The organism is Caballeronia sp. ATUFL_F1_KS39, assembly GCF_023630985.1.
GTDB classification, from domain to species: Bacteria; Pseudomonadota; Gammaproteobacteria; order Burkholderiales; family Burkholderiaceae; genus Caballeronia; species Caballeronia zhejiangensis.
This window is the reverse complement of record NZ_JALQDZ010000022.1, coordinates 64,360-88,207: the sequence shown is the minus strand read 5'-3', so window position 1 is coordinate 88,207 and position 23,848 is coordinate 64,360. Positions and strand designations below refer to the sequence as shown.

At 60.2% G+C, this 23,848-nt stretch carries 36 protein-coding genes; all 36 read left to right on the top strand.

Annotated elements, in window-relative coordinates; genetic code table 11:
- The first annotated feature begins 145 nt into the window (after nucleotides 1-145).
- A complete protein-coding gene (gene recQ, locus NCR93_RS12725; protein ID WP_250532237.1) occupies nucleotides 146-1,993 on the top strand; it encodes a DNA helicase RecQ in 1,848 nt (615 codons plus the stop codon).
- A gap of 218 nt (nucleotides 1,994-2,211) precedes the next feature.
- Entirely contained in the window at nucleotides 2,212-2,592 is a 381-nt protein-coding gene (rpsL, locus tag NCR93_RS12720) for a 30S ribosomal protein S12 (RefSeq protein WP_006998493.1), read from the top strand.
- Nucleotides 2,593-2,775: 183 nt separating this feature from the next.
- On the top strand, nucleotides 2,776-3,246 hold the full coding sequence (gene rpsG / locus NCR93_RS12715) for a 30S ribosomal protein S7 (RefSeq protein ID WP_008343817.1): 471 nt from the start codon (nucleotides 2,776-2,778) through the stop codon (nucleotides 3,244-3,246).
- 119 nt (nucleotides 3,247-3,365) lie between these two features.
- Nucleotides 3,366-5,468 (top strand): elongation factor G, encoded by a 2,103-nt coding sequence (fusA, locus tag NCR93_RS12710; protein WP_008343818.1) that lies wholly within the window; start codon nucleotides 3,366-3,368, stop codon nucleotides 5,466-5,468.
- A 69-nt stretch (nucleotides 5,469-5,537) separates the two neighbouring features.
- Nucleotides 5,538-6,728 (top strand): elongation factor Tu, encoded by a 1,191-nt coding sequence (gene tuf, locus NCR93_RS12705; protein WP_008343820.1) that lies wholly within the window; start codon nucleotides 5,538-5,540, stop codon nucleotides 6,726-6,728.
- 145 nt (nucleotides 6,729-6,873) lie between these two features.
- Entirely contained in the window at nucleotides 6,874-7,185 is a 312-nt protein-coding gene (gene rpsJ / locus NCR93_RS12700; RefSeq protein WP_006998489.1) for a 30S ribosomal protein S10, read from the top strand.
- Nucleotides 7,186-7,395: 210 nt separating this feature from the next.
- Nucleotides 7,396-8,055 (top strand): 50S ribosomal protein L3, encoded by a 660-nt coding sequence (gene rplC / locus NCR93_RS12695; protein WP_008343843.1) that lies wholly within the window; start codon nucleotides 7,396-7,398, stop codon nucleotides 8,053-8,055.
- Nucleotides 8,055-8,675 carry a 50S ribosomal protein L4 gene (gene rplD / locus NCR93_RS12690; protein ID WP_008343845.1) on the top strand — a complete coding sequence of 207 codons (621 nt, stop codon included), beginning with the start codon at nucleotides 8,055-8,057 and terminating at the stop codon, nucleotides 8,673-8,675. Before rplC ends, rplD begins: the two co-directional genes overlap by 1 nt.
- Entirely contained in the window at nucleotides 8,672-8,986 is a 315-nt protein-coding gene (gene rplW, locus NCR93_RS12685; protein WP_008343846.1) for a 50S ribosomal protein L23, read from the top strand. The genes rplD and rplW overlap by 4 nt, the downstream gene beginning before the upstream one ends.
- A 2-nt stretch (nucleotides 8,987-8,988) precedes the next feature.
- Nucleotides 8,989-9,816 (top strand): 50S ribosomal protein L2, encoded by an 828-nt coding sequence (gene rplB / locus NCR93_RS12680; RefSeq protein WP_008343849.1) that lies wholly within the window; start codon nucleotides 8,989-8,991, stop codon nucleotides 9,814-9,816.
- 10 nt (nucleotides 9,817-9,826) lie between these two features.
- The gene (gene rpsS, locus NCR93_RS12675) at nucleotides 9,827-10,102 is read left to right on the top strand and encodes a 30S ribosomal protein S19 (RefSeq protein ID WP_008343850.1); all 276 of its coding nucleotides are present in this window, start codon (nucleotides 9,827-9,829) and stop codon (nucleotides 10,100-10,102) included.
- Nucleotides 10,103-10,114: 12 nt separating this feature from the next.
- Nucleotides 10,115-10,444 (top strand): 50S ribosomal protein L22, encoded by a 330-nt coding sequence (gene rplV, locus NCR93_RS12670; RefSeq protein ID WP_007730533.1) that lies wholly within the window; start codon nucleotides 10,115-10,117, stop codon nucleotides 10,442-10,444.
- 10 nt (nucleotides 10,445-10,454) lie between these two features.
- A complete protein-coding gene (rpsC, locus tag NCR93_RS12665) occupies nucleotides 10,455-11,249 on the top strand; it encodes a 30S ribosomal protein S3 (RefSeq protein ID WP_008343851.1) in 795 nt (264 codons plus the stop codon).
- 2 nt (nucleotides 11,250-11,251) lie between these two features.
- The gene (rplP, locus tag NCR93_RS12660; RefSeq protein WP_008343852.1) at nucleotides 11,252-11,668 is read left to right on the top strand and encodes a 50S ribosomal protein L16; all 417 of its coding nucleotides are present in this window, start codon (nucleotides 11,252-11,254) and stop codon (nucleotides 11,666-11,668) included.
- A 10-nt stretch (nucleotides 11,669-11,678) separates the two neighbouring features.
- Nucleotides 11,679-11,873: a 50S ribosomal protein L29 gene (gene rpmC / locus NCR93_RS12655; protein ID WP_008343853.1), complete on the top strand. Its 195-nt coding sequence runs from the start codon at nucleotides 11,679-11,681 to the stop codon at nucleotides 11,871-11,873.
- Nucleotides 11,870-12,142: a 30S ribosomal protein S17 gene (gene rpsQ / locus NCR93_RS12650; protein WP_008343854.1), complete on the top strand. Its 273-nt coding sequence runs from the start codon at nucleotides 11,870-11,872 to the stop codon at nucleotides 12,140-12,142. Before rpmC ends, rpsQ begins: the two co-directional genes overlap by 4 nt.
- 302 nt (nucleotides 12,143-12,444) lie before the next feature.
- Complete coding sequence (rplN, locus tag NCR93_RS12645) at nucleotides 12,445-12,813, top strand: 50S ribosomal protein L14 (RefSeq protein WP_006998478.1); 369 nt, start codon at nucleotides 12,445-12,447, stop codon at nucleotides 12,811-12,813.
- A gap of 9 nt (nucleotides 12,814-12,822) precedes the next feature.
- A complete protein-coding gene (gene rplX / locus NCR93_RS12640) occupies nucleotides 12,823-13,131 on the top strand; it encodes a 50S ribosomal protein L24 (RefSeq protein WP_008343860.1) in 309 nt (102 codons plus the stop codon).
- Between the two features lie 14 nt (nucleotides 13,132-13,145).
- On the top strand, nucleotides 13,146-13,685 hold the full coding sequence (gene rplE / locus NCR93_RS12635) for a 50S ribosomal protein L5 (RefSeq protein ID WP_008343862.1): 540 nt from the start codon (nucleotides 13,146-13,148) through the stop codon (nucleotides 13,683-13,685).
- A 7-nt stretch (nucleotides 13,686-13,692) separates the two neighbouring features.
- Nucleotides 13,693-13,998 (top strand): 30S ribosomal protein S14, encoded by a 306-nt coding sequence (rpsN, locus tag NCR93_RS12630; protein WP_008343864.1) that lies wholly within the window; start codon nucleotides 13,693-13,695, stop codon nucleotides 13,996-13,998.
- Nucleotides 13,999-14,012: 14 nt separating this feature from the next.
- Nucleotides 14,013-14,408: a 30S ribosomal protein S8 gene (gene rpsH, locus NCR93_RS12625; protein WP_008343866.1), complete on the top strand. Its 396-nt coding sequence runs from the start codon at nucleotides 14,013-14,015 to the stop codon at nucleotides 14,406-14,408.
- 18 nt (nucleotides 14,409-14,426) lie between these two features.
- Nucleotides 14,427-14,957 carry a 50S ribosomal protein L6 gene (rplF, locus tag NCR93_RS12620; RefSeq protein WP_008343868.1) on the top strand — a complete coding sequence of 177 codons (531 nt, stop codon included), beginning with the start codon at nucleotides 14,427-14,429 and terminating at the stop codon, nucleotides 14,955-14,957.
- A 12-nt stretch (nucleotides 14,958-14,969) separates the two neighbouring features.
- On the top strand, nucleotides 14,970-15,335 hold the full coding sequence (rplR, locus tag NCR93_RS12615; protein WP_008343872.1) for a 50S ribosomal protein L18: 366 nt from the start codon (nucleotides 14,970-14,972) through the stop codon (nucleotides 15,333-15,335).
- Nucleotides 15,336-15,349: 14 nt separating this feature from the next.
- Nucleotides 15,350-15,868, top strand: a complete 519-nt coding sequence (gene rpsE / locus NCR93_RS12610) for a 30S ribosomal protein S5 (protein ID WP_008343875.1) — start codon at nucleotides 15,350-15,352, stop codon at nucleotides 15,866-15,868.
- A gap of 10 nt (nucleotides 15,869-15,878) precedes the next feature.
- Nucleotides 15,879-16,061, top strand: a complete 183-nt coding sequence (gene rpmD, locus NCR93_RS12605) for a 50S ribosomal protein L30 (RefSeq protein ID WP_006400644.1) — start codon at nucleotides 15,879-15,881, stop codon at nucleotides 16,059-16,061.
- A gap of 29 nt (nucleotides 16,062-16,090) precedes the next feature.
- Complete coding sequence (rplO, locus tag NCR93_RS12600) at nucleotides 16,091-16,525, top strand: 50S ribosomal protein L15 (RefSeq protein WP_008343934.1); 435 nt, start codon at nucleotides 16,091-16,093, stop codon at nucleotides 16,523-16,525.
- 41 nt (nucleotides 16,526-16,566) lie between these two features.
- Entirely contained in the window at nucleotides 16,567-17,913 is a 1,347-nt protein-coding gene (gene secY / locus NCR93_RS12595; protein WP_008343935.1) for a preprotein translocase subunit SecY, read from the top strand.
- A gap of 8 nt (nucleotides 17,914-17,921) precedes the next feature.
- Entirely contained in the window at nucleotides 17,922-18,140 is a 219-nt protein-coding gene (infA, locus tag NCR93_RS12590) for a translation initiation factor IF-1 (protein WP_004521905.1), read from the top strand.
- A gap of 20 nt (nucleotides 18,141-18,160) precedes the next feature.
- The gene (rpmJ, locus tag NCR93_RS12585; RefSeq protein ID WP_004199844.1) at nucleotides 18,161-18,277 is read left to right on the top strand and encodes a 50S ribosomal protein L36; all 117 of its coding nucleotides are present in this window, start codon (nucleotides 18,161-18,163) and stop codon (nucleotides 18,275-18,277) included.
- A gap of 41 nt (nucleotides 18,278-18,318) precedes the next feature.
- Nucleotides 18,319-18,684 carry a 30S ribosomal protein S13 gene (gene rpsM / locus NCR93_RS12580; RefSeq protein ID WP_008344037.1) on the top strand — a complete coding sequence of 122 codons (366 nt, stop codon included), beginning with the start codon at nucleotides 18,319-18,321 and terminating at the stop codon, nucleotides 18,682-18,684.
- Nucleotides 18,685-18,712: 28 nt separating this feature from the next.
- Nucleotides 18,713-19,117, top strand: a complete 405-nt coding sequence (rpsK, locus tag NCR93_RS12575; RefSeq protein ID WP_006052224.1) for a 30S ribosomal protein S11 — start codon at nucleotides 18,713-18,715, stop codon at nucleotides 19,115-19,117.
- A gap of 160 nt (nucleotides 19,118-19,277) precedes the next feature.
- On the top strand, nucleotides 19,278-19,901 hold the full coding sequence (rpsD, locus tag NCR93_RS12570; RefSeq protein WP_008344042.1) for a 30S ribosomal protein S4: 624 nt from the start codon (nucleotides 19,278-19,280) through the stop codon (nucleotides 19,899-19,901).
- Between the two features lie 134 nt (nucleotides 19,902-20,035).
- Entirely contained in the window at nucleotides 20,036-21,013 is a 978-nt protein-coding gene (locus NCR93_RS12565) for a DNA-directed RNA polymerase subunit alpha (protein ID WP_008344045.1), read from the top strand.
- 138 nt (nucleotides 21,014-21,151) lie between these two features.
- The gene (gene rplQ, locus NCR93_RS12560; RefSeq protein ID WP_008344047.1) at nucleotides 21,152-21,547 is read left to right on the top strand and encodes a 50S ribosomal protein L17; all 396 of its coding nucleotides are present in this window, start codon (nucleotides 21,152-21,154) and stop codon (nucleotides 21,545-21,547) included.
- 147 nt (nucleotides 21,548-21,694) lie between these two features.
- Entirely contained in the window at nucleotides 21,695-22,027 is a 333-nt protein-coding gene (gene cutA, locus NCR93_RS12555; protein ID WP_008344049.1) for a divalent-cation tolerance protein CutA, read from the top strand.
- Nucleotides 22,020-23,840, top strand: coding sequence for a protein-disulfide reductase DsbD (dsbD, locus tag NCR93_RS12550; protein WP_008344051.1), 1,821 nt, complete (start codon nucleotides 22,020-22,022; stop codon nucleotides 23,838-23,840). The genes cutA and dsbD overlap by 8 nt, the downstream gene beginning before the upstream one ends.
- The last annotated feature ends 8 nt before the right edge of the window (nucleotides 23,841-23,848 follow it).

The window sequence follows — 23,848 nt, the reverse complement described above, 5'->3', positions numbered from 1 at the left end:
GATGAACCGCTCAGCTTCGGCTGGGCGGTTTTTTTTCGTCTGCACGTTTCGCTGCCGGCATCGTCCGAATGGCTAACGCCGGTTTCACGCGCTAATGCGTTGGTAGAATTCGTTATCTCCCACGTCGCAGTGCGCGCTTTTCCACATGTCCCGGTCGCTCGAAATACTCAACGAAATCTTCGGCTATCCCGCATTTCGCGGACAACAGGCGGAGATCGTCGAGCATGTCGCGAACGGCGGCGATTCCCTCGTGCTGATGCCCACCGGCGGCGGCAAGTCGCTGTGCTATCAGATACCGTCGCTGGTACGGCGCGAGGCGGGTTTCGGGGCGGGCATCGTCGTGTCGCCTCTCATCGCGTTGATGCAGGATCAGGTCGCCGCGCTGACCGAGGTGGGCGTGCGCGCCGCGTATCTCAATTCCACGTTGTCCGGCGCCGAAGCAGCCGCGACCGAGCGCGCCCTGCGCAACGGCGAGATCGACTTGCTGTATGTCGCGCCTGAACGCCTGATGACACCGCGCTTTCTCGATCTCCTCGACAGCGCGCCGGTCGGTCTTTTCGCGATCGACGAGGCACATTGCGTTTCGCAATGGGGGCACGATTTCCGCCCTGAATACATTCAGCTTTCCGTGCTGCACGAGCGGTTTCCCGATGTGCCGCGCATCGCGCTCACCGCGACCGCCGATGCGATCACGCGCGACGAAATCGTGCATCGCCTCGCGCTCGACGACGCGCGCATCTTCGTTTCGAGCTTCGATCGGCCGAACATTCGTTATCGGATCGTCGAGAAGGACAATGCGCGCTCGCAGCTGCTCGATTTCATCCGCGCGGAGCATACGAACAAGGACGGCACCACCGATGCGGGCGTCGTCTATTGCCTGTCGCGCCGCAAAGTCGAGGAAACCGCGGACTGGCTGAAGGGCCAGGGCATCCGCGCGTTGCCGTATCACGCGGGCATGGAGTTCGCGACGCGCCAGAAGCATCAGGAGATGTTCCAGCGCGAGGAAGGCATCGTCATGTGCGCGACCATCGCGTTCGGCATGGGCATCGACAAGCCGGACGTGCGCTTCGTCGCGCATCTGGATTTGCCGAAGAGCGTCGAGGGCTACTACCAGGAAACCGGACGCGCGGGCCGCGACGGCTTGCCGGCGAACGCGTGGATGGCTTACGGATTGGGCGACGTCGTGCAGCAGCGGAAGATGATCGACGAATCCGACGCCGACGACGCCCACAAGCGGGTGCAGACCGGCAAGCTCGATGCACTGCTTGGACTTTGCGAGGCGGCCACGTGCCGCCGCGTGCGTTTGCTCGCGTACTTCGGCGAGACGAGCACGCCGTGCGGCAATTGCGATACGTGCATCGAGCCGCCCGCGTCCTTCGATGCCACTCGCGAGGCGCAGATGGCGCTGTCGTGCGTGTATCGCGCACAGCGGGCGAGCGGATTCCATTTCGGTGCCGGGCACCTGATCGACATTCTGCGCGGCACGCGCAGCGAAAAGGTCCTGCAACGCGGCCACGAGAAAATTTCGACGTTTGGCGTCGGCGCGGCGCTGTCCGAGCCCGAGTGGCGCGCAGTGTTCCGGCAATTGGTGGCGTTCGGCTATCTCGCAGTCGATCACGACGGCTTCGGCGCGCTCGTTCTGACGGATGCCAGCAAGCCGGTACTCAAGGGCGAAGAGCGCGTCACGCTGCGCAAATACGTGAAGCCGACGCGCGCGCGGCAGTCGTCGAGCCGCACGGGCGAACGCGCGGATCCGACCGCTGGCATGTCACCGCGCGAGAAGTCGCGCTGGGAGCGCTTGCGGACCTGGCGCGCGGAAACCGCAAAGAGCGACGGCGTGCCCGCCTACGTCATCTTCCACGACGCGACGCTCGCCGAAATCGCGCGCAGCGACCCCGATACGATCGACGACTTGCGCCATATTCCCGGCATCGGCGTGCGCAAACTGGAGCGTTTCGGCGACGAACTGCTCGACGTCGTCGGTTCGGATTGAGATTCGTCGCTCGAAAATCCATCGAAATCGTCGCAACGTATTGACCCAATTGCGATTTTCAGAATATCATGCTTGGTTCTCGTCATCGGTCCGTCTTCGGATCTGGCCTAGTGCCGGATGCGAAGCGCGGGAATCGTCGGCGAGATTGCTAAACACGCAATTCTTTTCGCTTTGCCCGATCGAATTGCGTGGATTTTGTTCATTTTTAGGATTAGACAATGCCAACCATCAATCAACTGGTTCGCAAAGGCCGCGCGTCGGAAACGACGAAGAGCAAGTCGCCGGCCCTGCAGGACTGCCCGCAGCGTCGCGGCGTGTGCACCCGCGTGTACACGACGACGCCGAAGAAGCCGAACTCGGCACTCCGTAAGGTCGCCAAGGTTCGCCTGACCAATGGCTTCGAAGTCATTTCGTACATCGGCGGTGAAGGCCACAACCTGCAAGAGCACTCGGTCGTGCTGATCCGCGGCGGCCGTGTGAAGGACTTGCCGGGCGTGCGTTACCACATGGTTCGCGGCTCGCTGGATACCCAGGGCGTCAAGGACCGTAAGCAAGCTCGCTCGAAGTACGGTGCGAAGCGCGCTAAGGCTGGCAAGTAAGTCGCCGGTCGGAAGTAACGAATCAAGGTCGCCGCAAGGCGGTAAAGGCGGTGGTGCCGGAAGTGCCGGTGCTATCGAGTAAGTGGTCACCCGGCCAAGCTGGTTTAGTCGAATAGATGGATCGGGTTAGTTGGTGGCCGCGGAGCGGGGAATCGCTCCAACTGAAAAAGTAAAGGAAGAATCATGCCGCGTCGTCGCGAAGTCCCCAAGCGGGAAGTGTTGCCGGATCCGAAGTTCGGCAACGTAGATGTAGCCAAGTTCATGAACGTGCTGATGCTCTCCGGCAAGAAGTCGGTTGCCGAGCGTATCGTGTACGGCGCTTTTGAACAGATCCAGACCAAGGGTGGCAAGGACCCGCTGGAAGTGTTCACGGTTGCGCTCAACAACGTGAAGCCGGTGGTCGAAGTGAAGAGCCGTCGCGTTGGTGGTGCGAACTATCAGGTTCCGGTCGAAGTGCGTCCCTCGCGTCGTATGGCATTGGCGATGCGTTGGTTGCGTGAAGCCGCGAAGAAGCGCAGCGAAAAGTCGATGGCCCTGCGTCTCGCAGGTGAACTGCAGGAAGCGGCTGAAGGCCGTGGTGGCGCAATGAAGAAGCGCGACGAAGTTCACCGCATGGCAGAAGCCAACAAGGCATTCTCGCACTTCCGTTTCTAAGCTCCCGCTCACCGGGCAAACGGAAAATCAGGGCGGGTGCGCTAGTTTTGGCGCCTCGCCCGTTTGTGTTAGGACGCGGCCGGTATTTCGCCGGCGCGTCGACCGAAAAAGGATCCAAAGTGGCTCGCAAGACACCTATCGAGCGCTACCGCAATATCGGTATTAGCGCTCACATCGACGCCGGCAAGACGACGACGACCGAGCGCATCCTGTTCTACACGGGCGTGAACCACAAGATCGGTGAAGTTCACGACGGCGCAGCAACGATGGACTGGATGGAGCAGGAGCAGGAGCGCGGCATCACCATCACGTCGGCTGCTACCACGGCCTTCTGGAAGGGCATGGGCGGCAACTACCCCGAGCACCGCATCAACATCATCGACACGCCGGGACACGTCGACTTCACGATCGAAGTGGAACGCTCGATGCGCGTTCTCGACGGCGCGTGCATGGTCTACTGCGCAGTGGGCGGCGTGCAGCCGCAGTCGGAAACCGTGTGGCGCCAGGCGAACAAGTACAAGGTTCCCCGTCTCGCGTTCGTCAACAAGATGGACCGTACCGGCGCGAACTTCTTCAAGGTCTATGACCAACTGAAGAACCGCCTGAAGGCGAACCCGGTTCCCGTCGTCGTGCCGATCGGCGCTGAAGAAAACTTCAAGGGCGTCGTCGACCTCCTGAAGATGAAAGCGATCATTTGGGACGAAGCATCGCAAGGCACGAAGTTCGACTACGTCGACATCCCGGCCGAACTCGTTGACACGTGCAACGAGTGGCGCGAGAAGATGATCGAGTCGGCTGCGGAAGCCAGCGAAGAGCTGATGGAAAAGTACCTCGGCGGCGAAGAGCTGAGCGAAGCGGAGATCGTCAAGGCGATCCGCGACCGGACCATCGCGTGCGAAATCCAGCCGATGCTGTGCGGCACCGCGTTCAAGAACAAGGGCGTGCAGCGCATGCTCGACGCCGTGATCGACTTCCTGCCGTCGCCGGTCGACATTCCCCCGGTTACGGGCGAACTCGAAAGCGGTGAAAAGGCCGAGCGTCGCGCAGCCGACGACGAGAAGTTCTCGTCGCTGGCGTTCAAGATCATGACGGACCCGTTCGTCGGTCAGCTGATCTTCTTCCGCGTGTACTCGGGCGTCGTGAATTCGGGTGACACCGTGCTGAACGCGACCAAGGACAAGAAGGAACGTCTGGGCCGTATTCTGCAGATGCACGCGAACCAGCGCGAAGAAATCAAGGAAGTTCGCGCGGGCGACATCGCCGCGGCCGTCGGCCTGAAGGAAGCGACCACGGGCGACACGCTGTGCGATCCGCAGCACCCGATCGTTCTGGAACGCATGATTTTCCCGGAACCGGTGATTTCGCAGGCAGTCGAGCCGAAGACGAAGGCTGACCAGGAAAAGATGGGCCTGGCGCTGAACCGTCTCGCGCAGGAAGACCCGTCGTTCCGCGTCCAGACGGACGAAGAATCGGGCCAGACCATCATTTCGGGCATGGGCGAGCTCCACCTCGAAATTCTGGTCGACCGCATGAAGCGCGAATTCAACGTGGAAGCGACCGTCGGCAAGCCGCAGGTTGCATACCGCGAAACGATCCGCACGACGGCGGCAGACGTCGACGGCAAGTTCGTCAAGCAGTCGGGTGGTCGCGGCCAGTACGGTCACGCGGTCATCACGCTCGAGCCGAACGAGCAGGGCAAGGGCTACGAGTTCCTGGACGAGATCAAGGGCGGTGTGATTCCGCGCGAATACATCCCGGCAGTGGACAAGGGCATCCAGGAAACGCTGAAGTCGGGCGTGCTGGCTGGCTTCCCGGTTGTGGACGTGAAGGTTCACCTGACGTTCGGTTCGTACCACGACGTCGACTCGAACGAAAACGCGTTCCGCATGGCCGGTTCGATGGCCTTCAAGGAAGCAATGCGCAAGGCAAGCCCGGTCATCCTCGAACCGATGATGGCTGTGGAAGTCGAAACGCCTGAAGACTACATGGGCAACGTGATGGGCGATTTGTCGGGCCGTCGCGGTATCGTCCAGGGCATGGAAGACATGGTTGGCGGCGGCAAGATCGTCCGCGCCGAAGTGCCGCTGTCGGAAATGTTCGGCTACTCGACCTCGCTGCGTTCGCTGACGCAAGGCCGTGCAACGTACACGATGGAATTCAAGCACTATGCTGAAGCTCCGCGTAACGTCGCCGACGCGATCATCAACGCCAAGGGTAAGTAATTCCCGCAAGTAATTCGGCGCAAGCCACAAGCTTTAAACCGATAACCAAACTTTTGAACGAAGGTAATCATGGCAAAAGGTAAATTCGAGCGGACCAAGCCGCACGTGAACGTGGGCACGATCGGTCACGTTGACCACGGCAAGACCACGCTGACGGCAGCGATCACGACGGTTCTCACGCAGAAGTTCGGCGGCGAAGCGAAGGCGTACGACCAGATCGACGCAGCGCCGGAAGAAAAGGCGCGCGGTATTACCATCAACACCGCGCACGTCGAGTACGAAACGGCTAACCGCCACTACGCACACGTCGACTGCCCGGGCCACGCCGACTACGTGAAGAACATGATCACGGGCGCCGCGCAGATGGACGGCGCAATCCTGGTGTGTTCGGCTGCTGACGGCCCGATGCCGCAAACGCGTGAGCACATCCTGCTGGCCCGTCAGGTTGGCGTGCCGTACATCATCGTGTTCCTGAACAAGTGCGACATGGTGGACGACGCCGAGCTGCTCGAGCTCGTCGAAATGGAAGTGCGCGAACTGCTGTCGAAGTACGACTTCCCGGGCGACGACACCCCGATCATCAAGGGTTCGGCCAAGCTGGCGCTGGAAGGCGACAAGGGCGAGCTGGGCGAAGTGGCGATCATGAACCTGGCCGACGCGCTGGATTCGTACATCCCGACGCCGGAGCGTGCAGTTGACGGCGCGTTCCTGATGCCGGTGGAAGACGTGTTCTCGATCTCGGGTCGCGGCACGGTGGTGACGGGTCGCGTCGAGCGCGGCATCGTCAAGGTCGGCGAGGAAATCGAAATCGTCGGTATCAAGCCGACGGTGAAGACGACCTGCACGGGCGTGGAAATGTTCCGCAAGCTGCTCGACCAAGGTCAGGCAGGCGACAACGTCGGTATCCTGCTGCGCGGCACGAAGCGTGAAGACGTGGAGCGCGGCCAGGTTCTGGCCAAGCCGGGTTCGATCACGCCGCACACGCACTTCACGGCTGAAGTGTACGTGCTGAGCAAGGACGAAGGCGGCCGTCACACGCCGTTCTTCAACAACTACCGTCCGCAGTTCTACTTCCGTACGACGGACGTGACGGGCTCAATCGAGCTGCCGAAGGACAAGGAAATGGTGATGCCGGGCGACAACGTGTCGATCACGGTCAAGCTGATCGCTCCGATCGCCATGGAAGAAGGTCTGCGCTTCGCAATCCGCGAAGGCGGCCGTACCGTCGGCGCCGGTGTCGTGGCGAAGATTATCGAGTAAGATATCGGGCTAGCTCGATTGAACTCGAAGTAAAGCAGTAGCAGTATCGACCGGGACCGGGCGTTCGCTCTCCGCGAGCGCTCGGTCCCACGCTCTTTTGCCAATGTGCGGTGCAATACCGCCTCGCTCTTTTCAAGGAATCGTCATGCAGAACCAGAAAATCCGCATTCGTCTGAAGGCTTTCGACTATCGCCTGATCGATCAATCGGCAGCCGAGATCGTCGACACGGCGAAGCGGACTGGCGCGATCGTTCGTGGCCCGGTGCCGCTGCCGACGCGTATTCAGCGTTTTGACATCCTGCGTTCGCCGCACGTCAACAAGACGTCGCGCGACCAGCTCGAAATCCGTACCCACCAGCGCCTGATGGACATCGTCGATCCGACGGACAAGACCGTCGACGCGCTGATGAAGCTCGACCTGCCGGCAGGCGTCGACGTCGAAATCAAGCTGCAGTAAGTCCAAAAGCTCCGCTGGCGTGCCAGACTGAGCTAAGTCTTTGATTGCTTGCAGGATTCGAAAAGCCTTGTTATACTCCAAGGCTTTTCGCGCCTATGCGCATGCAAAGGCGCAAGAAAGTGGTGCAAGAATAGCCGACCCAGTTTCTCGTAACGAAGCCGGCATTTGTAAATCAGCCCCGACCAATCGCAGTTGGGAATGGAGAAAACGATGAGCCTTGGACTCGTAGGTCGCAAGGTTGGCATGACCCGTATCTTCACGCCTGAGGGGGATTCGATCCCCGTCACCGTGCTGGACGTGTCGGACAACCGCGTGACGCAGATCAAGACCGTTGAAACGGATGGTTATACCGCCGTTCAGGTTGCATTCGGTACTCGCCGCGCATCGCGCGTGACGAAGCCGTTGGCGGGCCACCTCGCCAAAGCCGGCGTTCAAGCCGGTGAAATCCTCAAGGAATTCCATATCGATGCGGCCAAGGCAGGTGAACTGTCGAATGGTGCCGTCGTCGGTACGGATATTTTCGAAGTCGGCCAGAAAGTTGACGTGCAAGGCACGTCGATCGGTAAGGGCTACGCCGGTACGATCAAGCGCTACAACTTCGCTTCGGGCCGCGCATCGCACGGTAACTCGCGTTCGCACAACGTTCCGGGTTCGATCGGTATGGCGCAGGATCCGGGCCGCGTGTTCCCGGGCAAGCGCATGACCGGTCACCTCGGTGACGAGACCGTCACGGTCCAGAATCTCGAAATCGCCCGCATCGACGCTGAGCGCAATCTGCTGCTCGTCCGCGGTGCTGTTCCGGGTGCGAAGGGCGGCAAGGTCTTCGTGACCCCGGCCGTCAAGACGCGTGCTGTGAAAGGAGCGAAATAATGGAACTTAAGCTCCTGAATGCCAATGGTCAGGAAGGCGCTGGCGTGAACGCATCGGACGTCGTGTTCGGTCGCGATTACAACGAAGCCCTGATTCACCAGGTCGTCGTCGCTTATCAGGCGAACGCACGTAGCGGCAACCGCGCGCAGAAGGACCGCGAGCAGGTCAAGCACACCACCAAGAAGCCGTGGCGTCAGAAAGGTACGGGCCGCGCTCGTGCCGGTATGTCGTCGAGCCCGTTGTGGCGCGGCGGTGGTCGTATCTTCCCGAATTCGCCGGAAGAAAACTTCTCGCACAAGGTCAACAAGAAGATGCATCGCGCGGGTCTCCGCTCGATTTTCTCGCAGTTGGCTCGCGAAGGTCGTATCGCCGTGGTCGAAGACTTCGTGCTCGAAGCCCCGAAGACCAAGCTGCTGGCCGAAAAATTCAAGGCAATGGGTCTCGACTCCGTGTTGGTCATCACCGATACGGTCGACGAAAACCTGTACCTCGCGTCGCGCAACCTGGCCCACGTGGCGGTTGTCGAGCCGCGTTACGCCGACCCGCTCTCGCTGATCTACTTCAAGAAGGTTCTGATCACGAAGGCTGCGGTCGCTCAGATCGAGGAGTTGCTGTCATGAGCGAGATTCGCAAAAACGATCATCGTTTGATGCAAGTTCTGCTCGCGCCGGTGATCTCCGAAAAGGCGACGCTGGTTGCCGACAAGAACGAACAAGTCGTGTTCGAAGTCGCGCCGGACGCCACGAAGCAGGAAGTCAAGGCTGCTGTCGAGCTGCTGTTCAAGGTCGAAGTCAATTCCGTCAACGTGCTCGTCACGAAGGGCAAGGCAAAGCGCTTTGGCCGCTTCAATGGCAAGCGCAAGGACGTGAAGAAGGCGTACGTCTGCCTGAAGCCCGGCCAGGAAATCAACTTTGAAGCGGAGGCCAAGTAATCATGGCAATCGTGAAAGTTAAGCCGACCTCGCCGGGTCGCCGCGCGATGGTCAAGATCGTCAACAAGGATCTGCACAAGGGCAAGCCGCACGCAGCGCTGCTCGACACGCAATCCAAGTCGGCGGGCCGTAACAACAACGGCCGTATCACCACGCGTCACCAAGGTGGTGGTCACAAGCAGCACTACCGTATCGTCGATTTCCGTCGCAACAAGGACGGCATTCCGGCAAAGGTCGAACGTCTCGAGTACGACCCGAACCGTAGCGCGAACATCGCGCTGGTTCTGTACGCAGACGGCGAGCGTCGCTACATCATCGCGCCGAAGGGCGTGGCAGTCGGCGCGCAACTGATGTCCGGTTCGGAAGCGCCGATCCGCGCAGGCAACGCTCTGCCGATCCGCAATATCCCGGTCGGTACCACGATCCACTGCATCGAAATGCTGCCGGGCAAGGGCGCGCAGATCGCGCGTTCGGCTGGTACGTCGGCAATGCTGCTGGCGCGCGAAGGCGTCTACGCTCAAGTGCGTCTGCGTTCGGGCGAAATCCGCCGCGTGCACGTCGAGTGCCGCGCAACGATCGGTGAAGTCGGCAACGAAGAGCACAGCCTCCGTCAAATCGGTAAGGCCGGTGCGAACCGCTGGCGCGGTATCCGTCCGACGGTGCGTGGTGTTGCAATGAACCCGGTCGATCACCCGCACGGCGGTGGTGAAGGTAAGACGGCTGCAGGTCGCGATCCGGTGAGCCCGTGGGGCACGCCGACGAAGGGTTATCGCACCCGCAGCAACAAGCGCACGACGACGATGATCGTCCAGCGCCGTCACAAGCGTTAAGGAGTAGGCAATGACACGTTCTGCTAAAAAAGGTCCGTTCTGCGACGCTCATTTGCTGAAGAAGGTTGAGGCGGCTGCATCGACGCGTGACAAGAAGCCGATCAAGACCTGGTCGCGTCGTTCGACGATTCTGCCGGACTTCATCGGTCTGACGATCGCTGTTCACAACGGTCGCCAACACGTTCCGGTGTACGTCACGGAAAACATGGTCGGCCACAAGCTTGGCGAGTTCGCACTGACCCGTACGTTCAAGGGTCACGCGGCCGACAAGAAGGCCAAGAAATAAGGGGCAATCAAGATGGAAGTGAAAGCAATTCATCGCGGTGCCCGCATCTCGGCGCAGAAAACGCGCCTTGTGGCTGACCAGATTCGTGGTTTGCCGGTCGACAAGGCGCTGAACGTCCTGACGTTCTCGCCGAAGAAGGCGGCGGGTATCGTCAAGAAGGTCGTGCTGTCTGCGATCGCGAATGCGGAACACAACGAAGGCGCCGACATCGACGAGCTCAAGATCACGAGCATCTACGTCGACAAGGCTGCTTCGCTGAAGCGTTTCACCGCACGCGCAAAGGGTCGTGGTAACCGCATCGAGAAGCAATCCTGTCACATCACTGTGACGGTCGGGAATTAAGGAGCCAACGATGGGACAGAAAATTCATCCGACTGGCTTCCGTTTGGCCGTCAGCCGCAATTGGGCTTCGCGCTGGTATGCGAACAACAACAATTTCGCGGCGATGTTGCAGGAAGACATCGGTGTTCGTGAATACCTGAAGAAGAAGCTGAAGAACGCTTCGGTTGGTCGCGTCGTCATCGAGCGTCCGGCGAAGAACGCGCGCATCACGATTTACAGCTCGCGTCCGGGCGTTGTCATCGGCAAGAAGGGCGAGGACATCGAATCGCTGAAGGCTGAACTGCAGAAGCGCATGGGCGTTCCGGTTCACGTCAACATCGAAGAGATTCGCAAGCCGGAAACGGACGCGCAACTGATCGCCGATTCCATCACGCAGCAGCTCGAGCGCCGGATCATGTTCCGCCGTGCGATGAAGCGCGCGATGCAAAACGCGATGCGTCTTGGTGCACAAGGCATCAAGATCATGAGCGCGGGTCGTCTGAACGGTATCGAAATCGCTCGTACCGAGTGGTATCGCGAAGGTCGCGTGCCCCTCCATACGCTGCGTGCGGATATCGACTACGCGACGTCCGAAGCGAAGACCACGTACGGCATCATCGGCGTGAAGGTGTGGGTCTACAAGGGCGATACCCTGGGCCGCAACGAAGCGCCGGTCGTGGAAGAAGTGGCGGAAGAAAAGCGTCCGCGCCGCAACGCACGTCCGGGTGGCGATCGCCGTCCGCGCCGTGACGGTGAAGGCGCTCCGGGCGGCGCGCGTCGTGGCGCACCCCGTCGCGCTGGCGGTGACGCGAAGACTGGAGAATAACGATGCTGCAACCGAAACGCAGAAAGTATCGCAAAGAGCAGAAAGGTCGTAACACCGGTAAGGCGACGCGCGGCAACGCGGTGTCGTTCGGTGAATACGGTCTGAAGGCTATCGGTCGCGGCCGTTTGACCGCGCGTCAAATCGAAGCGGCGCGTCGTGCAATGACGCGTCACATCAAGCGTGGCGGCCGGATCTGGATCCGTATCTTCCCGGACAAGCCGATTTCTCAAAAGCCGGCCGAAGTGCGTATGGGTAACGGTAAGGGTAACCCTGAGTACTACGTCGCTGAAATTCAACCGGGCAAGATGCTGTACGAAATGGACGGTGTCTCCGAAGAACTGGCGCGCGAAGCGTTCCGTCTGGCGGCAGCCAAGCTGCCGCTCAAGACGAACTTCGTGGTCCGTCAGCTCGGCGCCTAAGGAGTAAATGATGAAGGCAACTGAACTTCGCCAAAAAGACCAGGCCGCGCTCAACAAGGAGCTGTCGGATCTGCTCAAGGCGCAATTTGGCTTGCGTATGCAGCTCGCGACCCAGCAGCTCACGAACACGAGCCAGCTGAAGAAGGTCCGTCGCGACATCGCACGCGTGCGTACCGTCATGACCGAGAAGGCGAACCAGAAATGAACGATAGCGTAAAAACCTCGCTCAAGCGGACGCTGGTCGGCAAGGTCGTCAGCAACAAGATGGACAAGACGGTCACCGTGCTGGTCGAGCACCGCGTGAAGCATCCGATCTACGGCAAGTACGTCGTGCGTTCGAAGAAGTACCACGCGCATGACGACGCGAACACGTACAACGAAGGCGATCTCGTCGAAATCCAGGAAACTCGTCCGATTTCGAAGACGAAGGCCTGGGTTGTGTCGAAGCTGGTAGAAGCGGCTCGCGTGATCTAAAGCTGAAGTTGTAGTGCCGCGATGCTGTAAGTAGTTGTATCGCAGTAAGTTTCGCTTGCAAGACCGGGATTATTTGTTATAATCTCGGTCTTCCCTCTTTGTGGGAGCCCCGTCGCGGGCGAAATTGGTGGGGGAAGCCGGTTCGGGCGCTAGCCTGAGTCGACAGATTCACCGGATTGCGATGGCGGGTTTCGTCTGCCGTTGCTGCCTGTTCTAACCCAAGCAGCCATTTGGCTGACGGGACCAAGACTGACCGGCTGTGCCATGGTGGTGCAATCGGATTAAGTTGGGAAAGATAAACCATGATCCAGACCGAAACTCGGCTTGAAGTGGCCGACAACACGGGTGCGCGTGAAGTCATGTGCATCAAGGTGCTCGGCGGCTCGAAGCGTCGTTACGCAAGCATTGGCGACATCATCAAGGTGACCGTCAAGGAAGCGACGCCGCGCGGACGCGTGAAAAAGGGCGAAATCTACAACGCCGTGGTCGTTCGTACGGCCAAGGGCGTGCGTCGCCAGGATGGCTCGCTCATCAAGTTCGACGGCAATGCCGCCGTTCTGCTGAACACGAAGCTCGAGCCGATCGGCACGCGTATTTTCGGGCCGGTTACGCGTGAACTGCGTAGCGAACGATTCATGAAGATCGTTTCGCTCGCTCCGGAAGTGCTGTAAGGAGTCGCGATGAACAAGATTCGCAAGGGTGACGAAGTCATCGTCACCACCGGCAAGGACAAGGGCAAGCGCGGCACCGTGCTGGCCGTTGCGGACGACCGTGTCACCGTCGAGGGCATCAACCTCGTCAAGAAGCACGTGAAGCCGAACCCGATGAAGGGTACGACGGGCGGTGTGGAAGCCAAAACGATGCCGCTGCATATTTCGAACGTCGCATTGGTCGACGCGAATGGCAAGGCATCGCGTGTGGGCATCAAGGTCGAAGACGGCAAGAAGGTTCGCTTCTTGAAGTCGACCGGCGCCACGCTTAACGCCTGACGCGGAGTTAAAAAATGGCTCGTCTGCAAGAGATTTACAAAGAAAAGGTTGTGCCGGAACTGGTTGAAAAGTTCGGCTACAAGTCGATTATGGAAGTGCCGCGCCTCACCAAGATCACCCTGAATATGGGGCTTGGCGAAGCCGTCGCTGACAAGAAGGTGCTTGAGCACGCCGTTGGTGACCTCACGAAGATCGCGGGCCAAAAGCCCGTCATCACCAAGTCGCGCAAGGCAATCGCTGGTTTCAAGATCCGCGAAGGCTACCCGATTGGCACGATGGTTACCCTGCGTGGCAATGCCATGTACGAATTCCTGGACCGTTTCGTGACGGTTGCGCTGCCTCGCGTGCGCGACTTCCGCGGTGTGTCGGGCAAGGCGTTCGACGGCCGTGGTAACTACAACATCGGTGTGAAAGAGCAAATCATTTTCCCCGAAATCGACTACGACAAGATCGACGCGCTGCGTGGGCTGAACATCAGCATCACGACCACCGCGAAGACCGACGAAGAAGCAAAGGCATTGCTCGCCGGCTTCAAGTTCCCGTTCAGAAACTGAGGTTACCGTGGCTAAACTGGCACTGATCGAACGTGAAAAGAAGCGCGCGCGCCTGGCAGCCAAGTACGCTCCGAAGCGTGCTGAGCTGAAGGCTGTGATCGACGACGCAAGCAAGTCGGACGAAGAGCGTTACCTCGCGCGTCTGGCACTGCAACAACTGCCGCGTAACTCGAACCCCACTCGCAAGCGTAACCGCTGCGCGATCACGGGTCGTCCGCGTGGCACGTTCCGCAAGTTCGGACTCGCACGCGGCAAGATTCGTGAAATCGCTTTCCGCGGCGAAATCCCTGGCCTGACCAAGGCGAGCTGGTAATAGGAGAAACATAAATGAGCATGAGTGATCCTATCGCCGATATGCTGACTCGCATCCGCAATGCGCAGATGGTCGAGAAGGTTTCGGTGACTATGCCCTCGTCGAAAGTCAAGGTTGCGATTGCGCAGGTTTTGAAGGACGAAGGTTATATCGACGACTTCGCAGTCAAGTCGGAAGGTGCGAAGACGGAATTGAACATCGCGTTGAAGTACTACGCTGGCCGTCCGGTTATCGAGCGCCTCGAGCGCGTATCGAAGCCCGGTCTGCGCGTGTACCGCGGTCGCAATGACATCCCGACCGTGATGAACGGCCTGGGCGTTGCAATCGTGTCGACGCCGAAGGGTGTGATGACCGACCGCAAGGCGCGCCAGAACGGCGTCGGTGGCGAAGTCATCTGCTACGTCGCTTAACGCCTAAGGAGAAGAAACATGTCTCGAGTAGGTAAAAGCCCGATCGCGCTGCAAGGCGCGGAAGTGGCCATCAAGAGCGACGTCATCACCGTGAAGGGTCCGCTCGGCACGATCTCGCAACCGGTCAACAAGCTGGTTGCCGTGACGAACGAAGACGGCACGTTGAAGCTGGCTCCGACGGATGAAAGCCGCGAAGCGAACGCGATGTCCGGCACGATGCGCGCCCTCCTGGCGAACATGGTGCAAGGCGTCACCAAGGGTTTCGAGCGCAAGCTGACGCTGGTTGGCGTCGGTTATCGTGCGCAAGCGCAAGGCGACAAGCTGAACCTGTCGCTGGGTTTCTCGCACCCCGTGGTGCACCAGATGCCGGAAGGCGTCAAGGCTGAAACCCCGTCGCAGACCGAAATCGTGATCAAGGGGATCGACAAGCAGAAAGTCGGACAGACCGCAGCAGAAGTGCGCGGCTATCGTCCGCCCGAGCCGTACAAGGGCAAGGGCGTGCGCTATTCCGACGAGGTCGTGATCCTCAAAGAAACGAAGAAGAAGTAAGGGTGCGCAATCATGGATAAGACTCAATCTCGCCTGCGCCGCGCTCGTCAGACGCGTATCAAGATCGCTGAGCTGCAGGTTCCGCGTCTGGCCGTGCATCGCACGAATACGCATATCTACGCGCAAGTGTTCTCGGCATGCGGCACGAAGGTCGTGGCAAGCGCCTCGACGCTGGAAGCTGAAGTGCGCGCTGAACTGGCCGACAAGTCGGGCAAGGGCGGCAACGTCAACGCCGCGACCTTGATCGGCAAGCGTATCGCCGAAAAGGCCAAGGCTGCCGGCATCGAATCCGTCGCCTTTGACCGCTCGGGTTTCCGCTACCACGGCCGCGTGAAGGCGCTGGCTGATGCGGCGCGTGAAGCCGGGCTCAAGTTCTAAGGGAAGAATTCGTCATGGCAAAGATGCAAGCGAAAGTTCAGGCTGACGAACGCGACGACGGCCTGCGCGAAAAGATGATTTCGGTCAACCGCGTGACCAAGGTCGTGAAGGGTGGCCGTATTCTCGGCTTCGCCGCACTGACCGTGGTTGGCGACGGTGACGGCCGAATCGGCATGGGCAAGGGCAAGGCCAAGGAAGTTCCGGTTGCCGTTCAAAAGGCAATGGAGCAGGCCCGCCGCAACATGTTCAAGGTGCCCCTGAAGAACGGCACGCTGCAACACGAAGTGCACGGCAAGCACGGCGCATCGGCGGTTCTCCTCGCTCCGGCGAAGGACGGTACCGGCGTGATCGCTGGCGGCCCGATGCGCGCAGTGTTCGACGTGATGGGCGTTCAAAACGTTGTGGCCAAGAGCCACGGTTCGACGAACCCGTACAACCTCGTTCGTGCGACGCTGGACGGCCTGCGCAAGCAGTCGACCCCGGCAGACATCGCTGCGAAGCGTGGTAAGTCCGTCGAAGACATTCTGGGCTAAGGTGGTCACCATGTCTGAAAAAACTGTCAAGGTTCAGCTCGTCAAGAGCCTGATCGGGACCCGCGAATCGCACCGCGCAACGGTGCGTGGCCTCGGCCTGCGTCGCCTGAACTCGGTTTCCGAGCTGCAGGACACGCCGGCAGTGCGCGGGATGATCAACAAGGTCTCGTACCTCGTTAAGGTCATCGCCTAAGCGCGACCTACGGATCCAAGGAGTTGAACATGGAATTGAATAACCTGAAGCCGGCGGAAGGCGCGAAGCACGCTAAGCGTCGCGTCGGTCGCGGTATCGGTTCGGGCCTCGGCAAGACCGCTGGCCGCGGCCACAAGGGTCAGAAATCGCGTTCGGGCGGCTTTCACAAGGTCGGCTTCGAAGGCGGTCAGATGCCTCTGCAGCGTCGTCTGCCGAAGCGCGGCTTCACCTCGCTGACGAAGGAATTCGTCGGTGAAGTGCGCCTGGCTGATCTCGAGAAGCTGCCGGTCGACGAAATCGATCTGTTGGCGTTGAAGCAAGCGGGTCTGGTCGGCGAGCTCATCAAGAGCGCGAAGATCATCAAGACCGGCGAGATCACGCGCAAGGTCACGGTGAAGGGCCTGACGGCAACGAAGGGCGCCCGTGAGGCAATCGAAGCCGCTGGCGGCTCTTTCGCCGAGTAACGCGCTTTCGCCGTTACTAGCACTAGCATCGGAGAAGGTACTTGGCTAACAGCCCGAGTCTCGCAAAAACCGGTCGAAGCGCGGCGAAATTCGGCGATCTGCGCCGGCGTGCAGTGTTCCTGCTGCTTGCGCTGATCGTCTACCGCATTGGGGCGCATATTCCGGTGCCCGGCATCGATCCGGATCAACTGGCGAAGCTGTTCCAGAGCCAGTCGGGCGGCATCCTTGGCATGTTCAACATGTTCTCGGGTGGCGCACTGTCGCGGTTCACGATCTTTGCGCTGGGCATCATGCCCTACATTTCGGCGTCGATCATCATGCAGTTGCTGTCGATCGTGTCGCCGCAGATGGAGGCGCTGAAGAAGGAAGGGCAGGCGGGACAACGTAAGATCACGCAGTACACGCGTATCTTCACGGTGGTTCTGGCGACCTTCCAGGCGTTCGGTATCGCGGTCGCGCTGGAAAACCAGCCGGCTCTGGTGCTGGACCCCGGCATGGTGTTCCGGCTGACGACGGTCGTCACGCTCGTGACGGGCACGATGTTCCTGATGTGGCTCGGTGAGCAGATCACGGAGCGTGGTCTCGGCAACGGCATCTCGATCATCATCTTCGGTGGTATCGCAGCGGGTTTCCCGAACGCGATCGGTGGTCTGTTCGAACTGGTTCGCACCGGTTCGATGAGCATCATCTCGGCGATCATCATCGTGGTCTTGATCGCGGCGGTCACGTATCTGGTCGTGTTCATCGAACGCGGTCAGCGCAAGATCCTCGTGAACTATGCGAAGCGCCAGGTCGGTAACAAGATTTACGGCGGACAGTCGTCTCATCTGCCGCTGAAGTTGAACATGTCGGGTGTGATTCCGCCGATCTTCGCGTCGTCGATCATCCTCTTCCCGGCAACCATCCTGAACTGGTTCAGTTCGGGTACGCGCACCAACTGGTTCGCGAACACGCTGCACAACGTGGCCGAGGCGCTGAAGCCCGGTCAACCGGTGTACGTGCTGCTGTATGCGTTGGCGATCGTCTTCTTCTGCTTCTTCTACACCGCATTGGTGTTCAACAGCCGGGAGACCGCCGACAACTTGAAGAAGAGCGGTGCTTTCGTTCCGGGTATCCGTCCGGGCGATCAGACTGCACGATATATCGACCGCATCCTCACGCGTCTTACGCTGGCTGGTGCGATCTACATCGTATTCGTGTGCCTGCTGCCTGAGTTTCTGGTGTTGCGCTGGAACGTGCCGTTTTATTTTGGTGGAACGTCGCTGCTGATCATTGTCGTCGTCACGATGGACTTCATGGCTCAGGTGCAGTCGTACGTTATGTCGCAACAATATGAATCGCTGCTCAAGAAGGCAAACTTCAAGGGTGGCAACGTCCCGATGCGTTAATAAGGACTATGGCCAAAGACGATGTTATCCAGATGCAGGGTGAGGTCATCGAAAACCTTCCCAACGCTACTTTCCGGGTGAAATTGGAAAATGGCCATGTCGTCCTGGGACATATTTCCGGAAAGATGCGGATGCACTACATCCGCATCCTGCCGGGCGACAAGGTTACGGTTGAATTGACGCCTTACGATCTGTCTCGTGCACGGATCGTGTTCCGGGCGAAGTGATTTGAAAAAAGGGTAATATCATGAAAGTGATGGCATCGGTTAAGCGCATTTGCCGCAATTGCAAGATCATCAAGCGCAAGGGCGTTGTGCGCGTGATTTGCAGCTCTGATCCGCGCCACAAACAGCGTCAAGGCTGAACGCCGCGCTTTTGCTTGCGCTTTTTGTTTGAGGAAAAACAATGGCTCGTATCGCAGGGGTTAACATCCCGAATCACCAGCATACCGAGATCGGCCTGACGGCAATCTTCGGCATCGGCCGCACGCGTTCGCGTGGCATCTGCACCGCTGCTGGCGTGGAATTTTCGAAGAAGGTCAAAGACCTTACCGACGCAGACCTCGAAAAGCTGCGTGACGAAGTGGGCAAGTTCATCGTCGAAGGCGACCTGCGCCGTGAAGTGACGATGAACATCAAGCGCCTGATGGACTTGGGTTGCTACCGCGGCATGCGCCACCGCAAGGGCCTGCCCCTGCGTGGCCAGCGTACGCGCACGAATGCCCGTACGCGCAAGGGTCCGCGTCGTGCAGCGCAATCGCTGAAGAAGTAAGCGGAACTGACAGTTACAGGAAAACGTAATGGCTAAGGCTTCGAACAACTCCGCGGCGCAACGCGTTCGCAAGAAGGTCAAGAAGAACGTCGCCGAGGGCGTGGTTCACGTTCACGCGTCGTTCAACAACACCATTATCACGATCACCGACCGTCAAGGTAACGCGCTGGCATGGGCGACCTCGGGTGGTCAGGGCTTCAAGGGCTCGCGTAAGTCGACGCCCTTCGCAGCTCAGGTCGCAGCCGAATCGGCTGGTCGCGTGGCAATGGAATACGGCGTGAAGAACCTCGAAGTGCGGATCAAGGGCCCCGGTCCTGGCCGCGAATCGGCGGTGCGCGCGTTGCATGGTCTTGGCATCAAGATCACCGCGATCTCCGACGTGACGCCGGTCCCGCACAACGGCTGCCGTCCGCCGAAGCGCCGTCGTATCTAATACGTCGACGCAACCGCATGTTGCCTGTCGATGCGCGAGTATCGGCGGGTTTCGTGCGTTAGTAAGTTTTGACTAAGCCCACCGTTCGGCCCAAAGGGTTCGGACTAGCGCAGACTGAAGTTCAACGGAAGTTTGCGTGATCAATATTTAAGGATGCAACGTGGCACGCTATACCGGTCCCAAAGCAAAGCTGTCCCGCCGTGAAGGCACTGATCTGTTCCTGAAGAGCGCACGCCGCTCCCTCGCCGACAAGTGCAAGCTCGACAGCAAGCCCGGCCAGCACGGCCGCACCTCGGGCGCGCGTACGTCCGACTACGGTACCCAGTTGCGCGAAAAGCAGAAAGTGAAGCGTATCTACGGTGTGCTGGAGCGTCAGTTCCGCCGCTACTTCGCTGAAGCCGACCGCCGCAAGGGCCCGACGGGCGAAAACCTGCTGCAATTGCTCGAGTCGCGTCTCGACAACGTCGTGTATCGCATGGGCTTCGGCTCGACGCGCGCTGAAGCACGTCAGCTCGTGAGCCACAAGGCGATCATGGTGAACGGCCAAGTCGCGAACATCCCGTCGCTGCAAGTGAAGTCGGGCGACGTCGTGTCCGTGCGCGAGCAGTCGCGCAAGCAGGCTCGTATCGTCGAAGCTCTCTCGCTGGCGCAGCAAGGCGGCATGCCGAGCTGGGTGTCGGTCGACGAGAAGAAGTTCGAAGGCACGTTCAAGTCGATGCCCGAGCGTAGCGACATCGCCGGCGACATCAACGAAAGCCTGATCGTCGAATTGTATTCGCGTTAATCGCGGCGGTAATGGATGGACAGCCGGGGAGCCTGATTGCTCGTGGCAAGAGGTGGCCTCGGCTGTTTATTTTCAGGTTGTCACCGGTCAGCCTTATCGGTGTAACGAGCCGAGGGTATTGAAAAGGAAAACCTATGCAAACCAGTTTGTTGAAGCCCAAGATCATTGCAGTTGAATCGCTTGGTGAGAACCATGCGAAAGTGGTTATGGAGCCGTTCGAACGCGGCTATGGCCACACCTTGGGTAACGCGCTTCGGCGCGTGCTGCTGTCGTCGATGATCGGCTACGCGCCGACCGAAGTGACGATCGCAGGCGTCGTGCACGAATACTCGACGCTCGATGGTGTGCAAGAGGATGTGGTCAACCTGCTGTTGAACCTGAAGGGTGTCGTCTTCAAGCTGCACAACCGGGACGAAGTCACGGTGACGCTGCGCAAGGAAGGCGAAGGCGTTGTCACGGCCGGCGATATCGAACTCGCGCACGACTGCGAGGTCATCAATCCGGAACACGTGATCGCTCACCTGTCGAAGGGCGGCAAGCTCGACGTTCAGATCAAGATCGAAAAGGGCCGCGGCTACGTGCCGGGCAACGTGCGTCGCTATGGCGAAGAGTCGGCCAAGATCATCGGCCGCATCGTGCTGGACGCGTCGTTCTCGCCGGTTCGCCGCGTGAGCTACGCCGTCGAAAGCGCACGTGTCGAACAGCGCACCGACCTCGACAAGCTCGTGATGAACATCGAGACCAACGGCGTGATTTCGCCGGAAGAAGCGATCCGCCAGTCGGCTCGCATTCTGGTCGATCAGTTGTCGGTGTTCGCCGCACTGGAAGGCACGGAAGCGGCAGCAGAAGCACCGTCGCGCGCACCGCAGATCGACCCGATCTTGCTGCGTCCGGTGGACGATCTTGAACTCACGGTTCGCTCGGCGAACTGCCTGAAGGCCGAGAACATCTACTACATCGGCGACCTGATCCAGCGCACGGAAAACGAGCTGCTGAAGACGCCGAACCTCGGCCGCAAGTCGCTGAACGAAATCAAGGAAGTGCTGGCGTCGCGCGGTCTGACGCTTGGTATGAAGCTCGAAAACTGGCCGCCGGCCGGGTTGGACAAGTAATACCAAACGCAGTCGCGTAACTTGGCAAAGACGCGGATTTTGCTTTAAAATCCGCGTCTTGCTTTTACCTGACCGGCCCGTGCACGCAAATTAGGGTGCAATAGAAGAGCTGGATCAAAACTCGTTAAAGGAACTGAAATGCGTCATAAGCATGGTCTGCGGAAACTGAACCGCACGAGCAGCCATCGTCTGGCAATGCTCCGCAATATGTCGAACTCGCTGATCGAGCACGAAGTCATCAAGACGACGCTGCCGAAGGCCAAGGAACTGCGCAAGGTCGTCGAGCCCCTCATCACGCTGGGCAAGAAGCCGTCGCTCGCGAACCGTCGTCTGGCGTTCAACCGCCTGCGCGATCGTGATTCCGTCGCGAAGCTGTTCGACGTCCTCGGCCCGCGCTACGCGAACCGCCCGGGCGGCTACCTGAGCATCCTGAAGTTCGGTTTCCGCGTCGGCGATAACGCCCCGATGGCGCTGGTCCAACTGATGGATCGCCCGGAAGTCGAAGAGACGGAAGAAGTGCAAGAAGCGGAATAAATCCCGTTTTCGGTTGTTACCAGAAAGGCCAGGCTTAGAGCTTGGCCTTTTTGCTTTCTGGCTGCGACATTTCAGCGCGCCGAGGCGTAAAAGTGAGTGTCAGCCGCCGATGCTACGATACGCAATTAACCTCTCGGAGCACGCCGAGTGAACGTCCCCGTCGTTTTGATGCTGTCCACGCTGCCCGACGCCGCCGCAGCCGATGCGCTCGCGCAAGCGGCGCTGGACGCGCGGCTCGCGGCGTGCGTGACGAATCTCGGCGCCGTGTCGTCGCAATATCACTGGAAGGGCGTGCTGGAGTCGTCGCAGGAAGTGCAGTTGTTGTTCAAGACGAGCGTCGCGCGCAGCGCAGAATTGCAGCGCTTCGTCGAGGCTCGACATCCATATGAAACGCCCGAAATCCTCGTCTGGCAGGTCGATGCATCGCCGGGATACGGCCAGTGGGTCAACGCAGAAACGCAGCGTCCTCTTCATGTTTGAGTTTTCTCGCCTTGTCACGCGGCGACTTTTCGGCGCGTTTCTCTTCCTGGCGGCGTTCGCGCTGCTGTCGGGCGCCGCGCGCGCAGCCGACGATTTCCTCGAGCCCGACGTCGCGTTCAAATTCAGCGCATCCGAAAAGCCGGGCGAAGTGGACGTGCGCTACAAGATCGCCGACGGCTACTACATGTACCGTGAGCGTTTCGCGTTCGCGGTGAAGAGCGGCGACGCGACCATCGGCGCGGCGCAACTTCCGGCGGGCAAAGTTCATTTCGATCAGACGTTCAACAAGGACGTCGAGACGTATCGCGGCGAACTGATCATCCGTATTCCGGTGACGAAAGCGAACGGGCCGTTCGAGCTCGCGGTGACGTCGCAGGGTTGCGCGGATGGCGGCATCTGCTATCCGCCGATGGAGAAGGCCTATCGTGTGCGCGGCGACGCGCTCCAGCCCGCGGGCGCGGCACCGACCGCGACGACGAGCGCAAACACCGGCGACACTTGGTTCGAGCGCGCGACCAGCGCCGACTACGCGCAATCGATGCTCGAGGGCGGCGGATTCTTCACAGTCGTCGGACTCTATTTCCTTGCCGGCATGGTACTGAGCCTCCTGCCATGCTCGTATCCGATGATCCCGATTCTGTCCGCGATCATCGTCGGCGAAGGCGCGCGTGTGACGCGTTCGCGCGGATTCGCATTGTCGGTTTCGTACGTGATCGGCATGGCGCTCGTCTATACCGCGCTCGGCGTCGCTGCCGCGTTGATCGGACAAAGCCTCGGCGCGTGGCTGCAGAACCCGTGGGTGCTCGGCGCGTTCGGCCTGCTGCTCGCGGCGTTCGCCATCGCGTTGATCTCGGGCGTCGATATCGCGCTGCCCGCGCGCTGGCAAGCGGGCGTCAACGAAGCATCGCAGAAGCGCAGCGGCGGCAAGTTCGCGGCAGTCGCGGCGATGGGCGCGCTGTCCGCGCTCGTGGTCGGCGCGTGCATGACTGCGCCACTTTTCGCGGTGCTCGCGTTCATCGCGCACACCGGCAACGCTGCGCTCGGCGGCGCCGCGCTCTTCGCAATGGGCATCGGACTGGGCGTGCCGCTGCTCGTCATCGGGCTCGGCGCGGGTTCGGTTCTGCCGCGCGCCGGTGCGTGGATGGACGGCGTGAAGGTCTTCTTCGGCGTCGTGCTGCTCGCGGCCGCGCTGTGGATCGTCTGGCCGGTCATCGGCGGCGTTGCGCAGATGCTGCTCGCGGCGCTATGGCTGCTGATCGCGGCGGCATCGCTCGGATTGTTCTCGTCGGGCGCGGCGGCGCCTGTCGGTGTGTGGAAGCGGCTCGGGCGCGGGCTCGGAGCGGCATTCGCGATCTGGGCGGCGACGCTGCTCGTCGGATTGGCGGCGGGTTCGACAGATCCGCTGCGCCCGCTCGCCGTGCTGGCTTCCCGCAGCGAGCCGTCGGCGAATGCGCGATCGCAGGGCCTGATCTTCGCGCCGGTGCGTTCATCGGCGGAACTGGACTCGGCGGTCAAAGCGGCGGCGCGTCCCGCGATGCTCGATTTCTACGCGGACTGGTGCGTGTCGTGCAAGGAAATGGAGAAGCTGACTTTCTCCGACGCCCGTGTGCAAGCGCGCCTCGCGCAACTGAATCTTCTGCGCGCGGACGTGACCGCCAACAACACGAACGATCAAATTCTCCTCAAGCGCTTCAAGCTTTTCGGGCCGCCGGGAATCATCTTCTTCGATGCGCAGGGCAACGAAGTCGCGCGCGTGGTCGGGTATGAATCGGCGGATACGTTTCTGAAGAGTCTCGATAAACTGAACGGATAAAAAAAGGG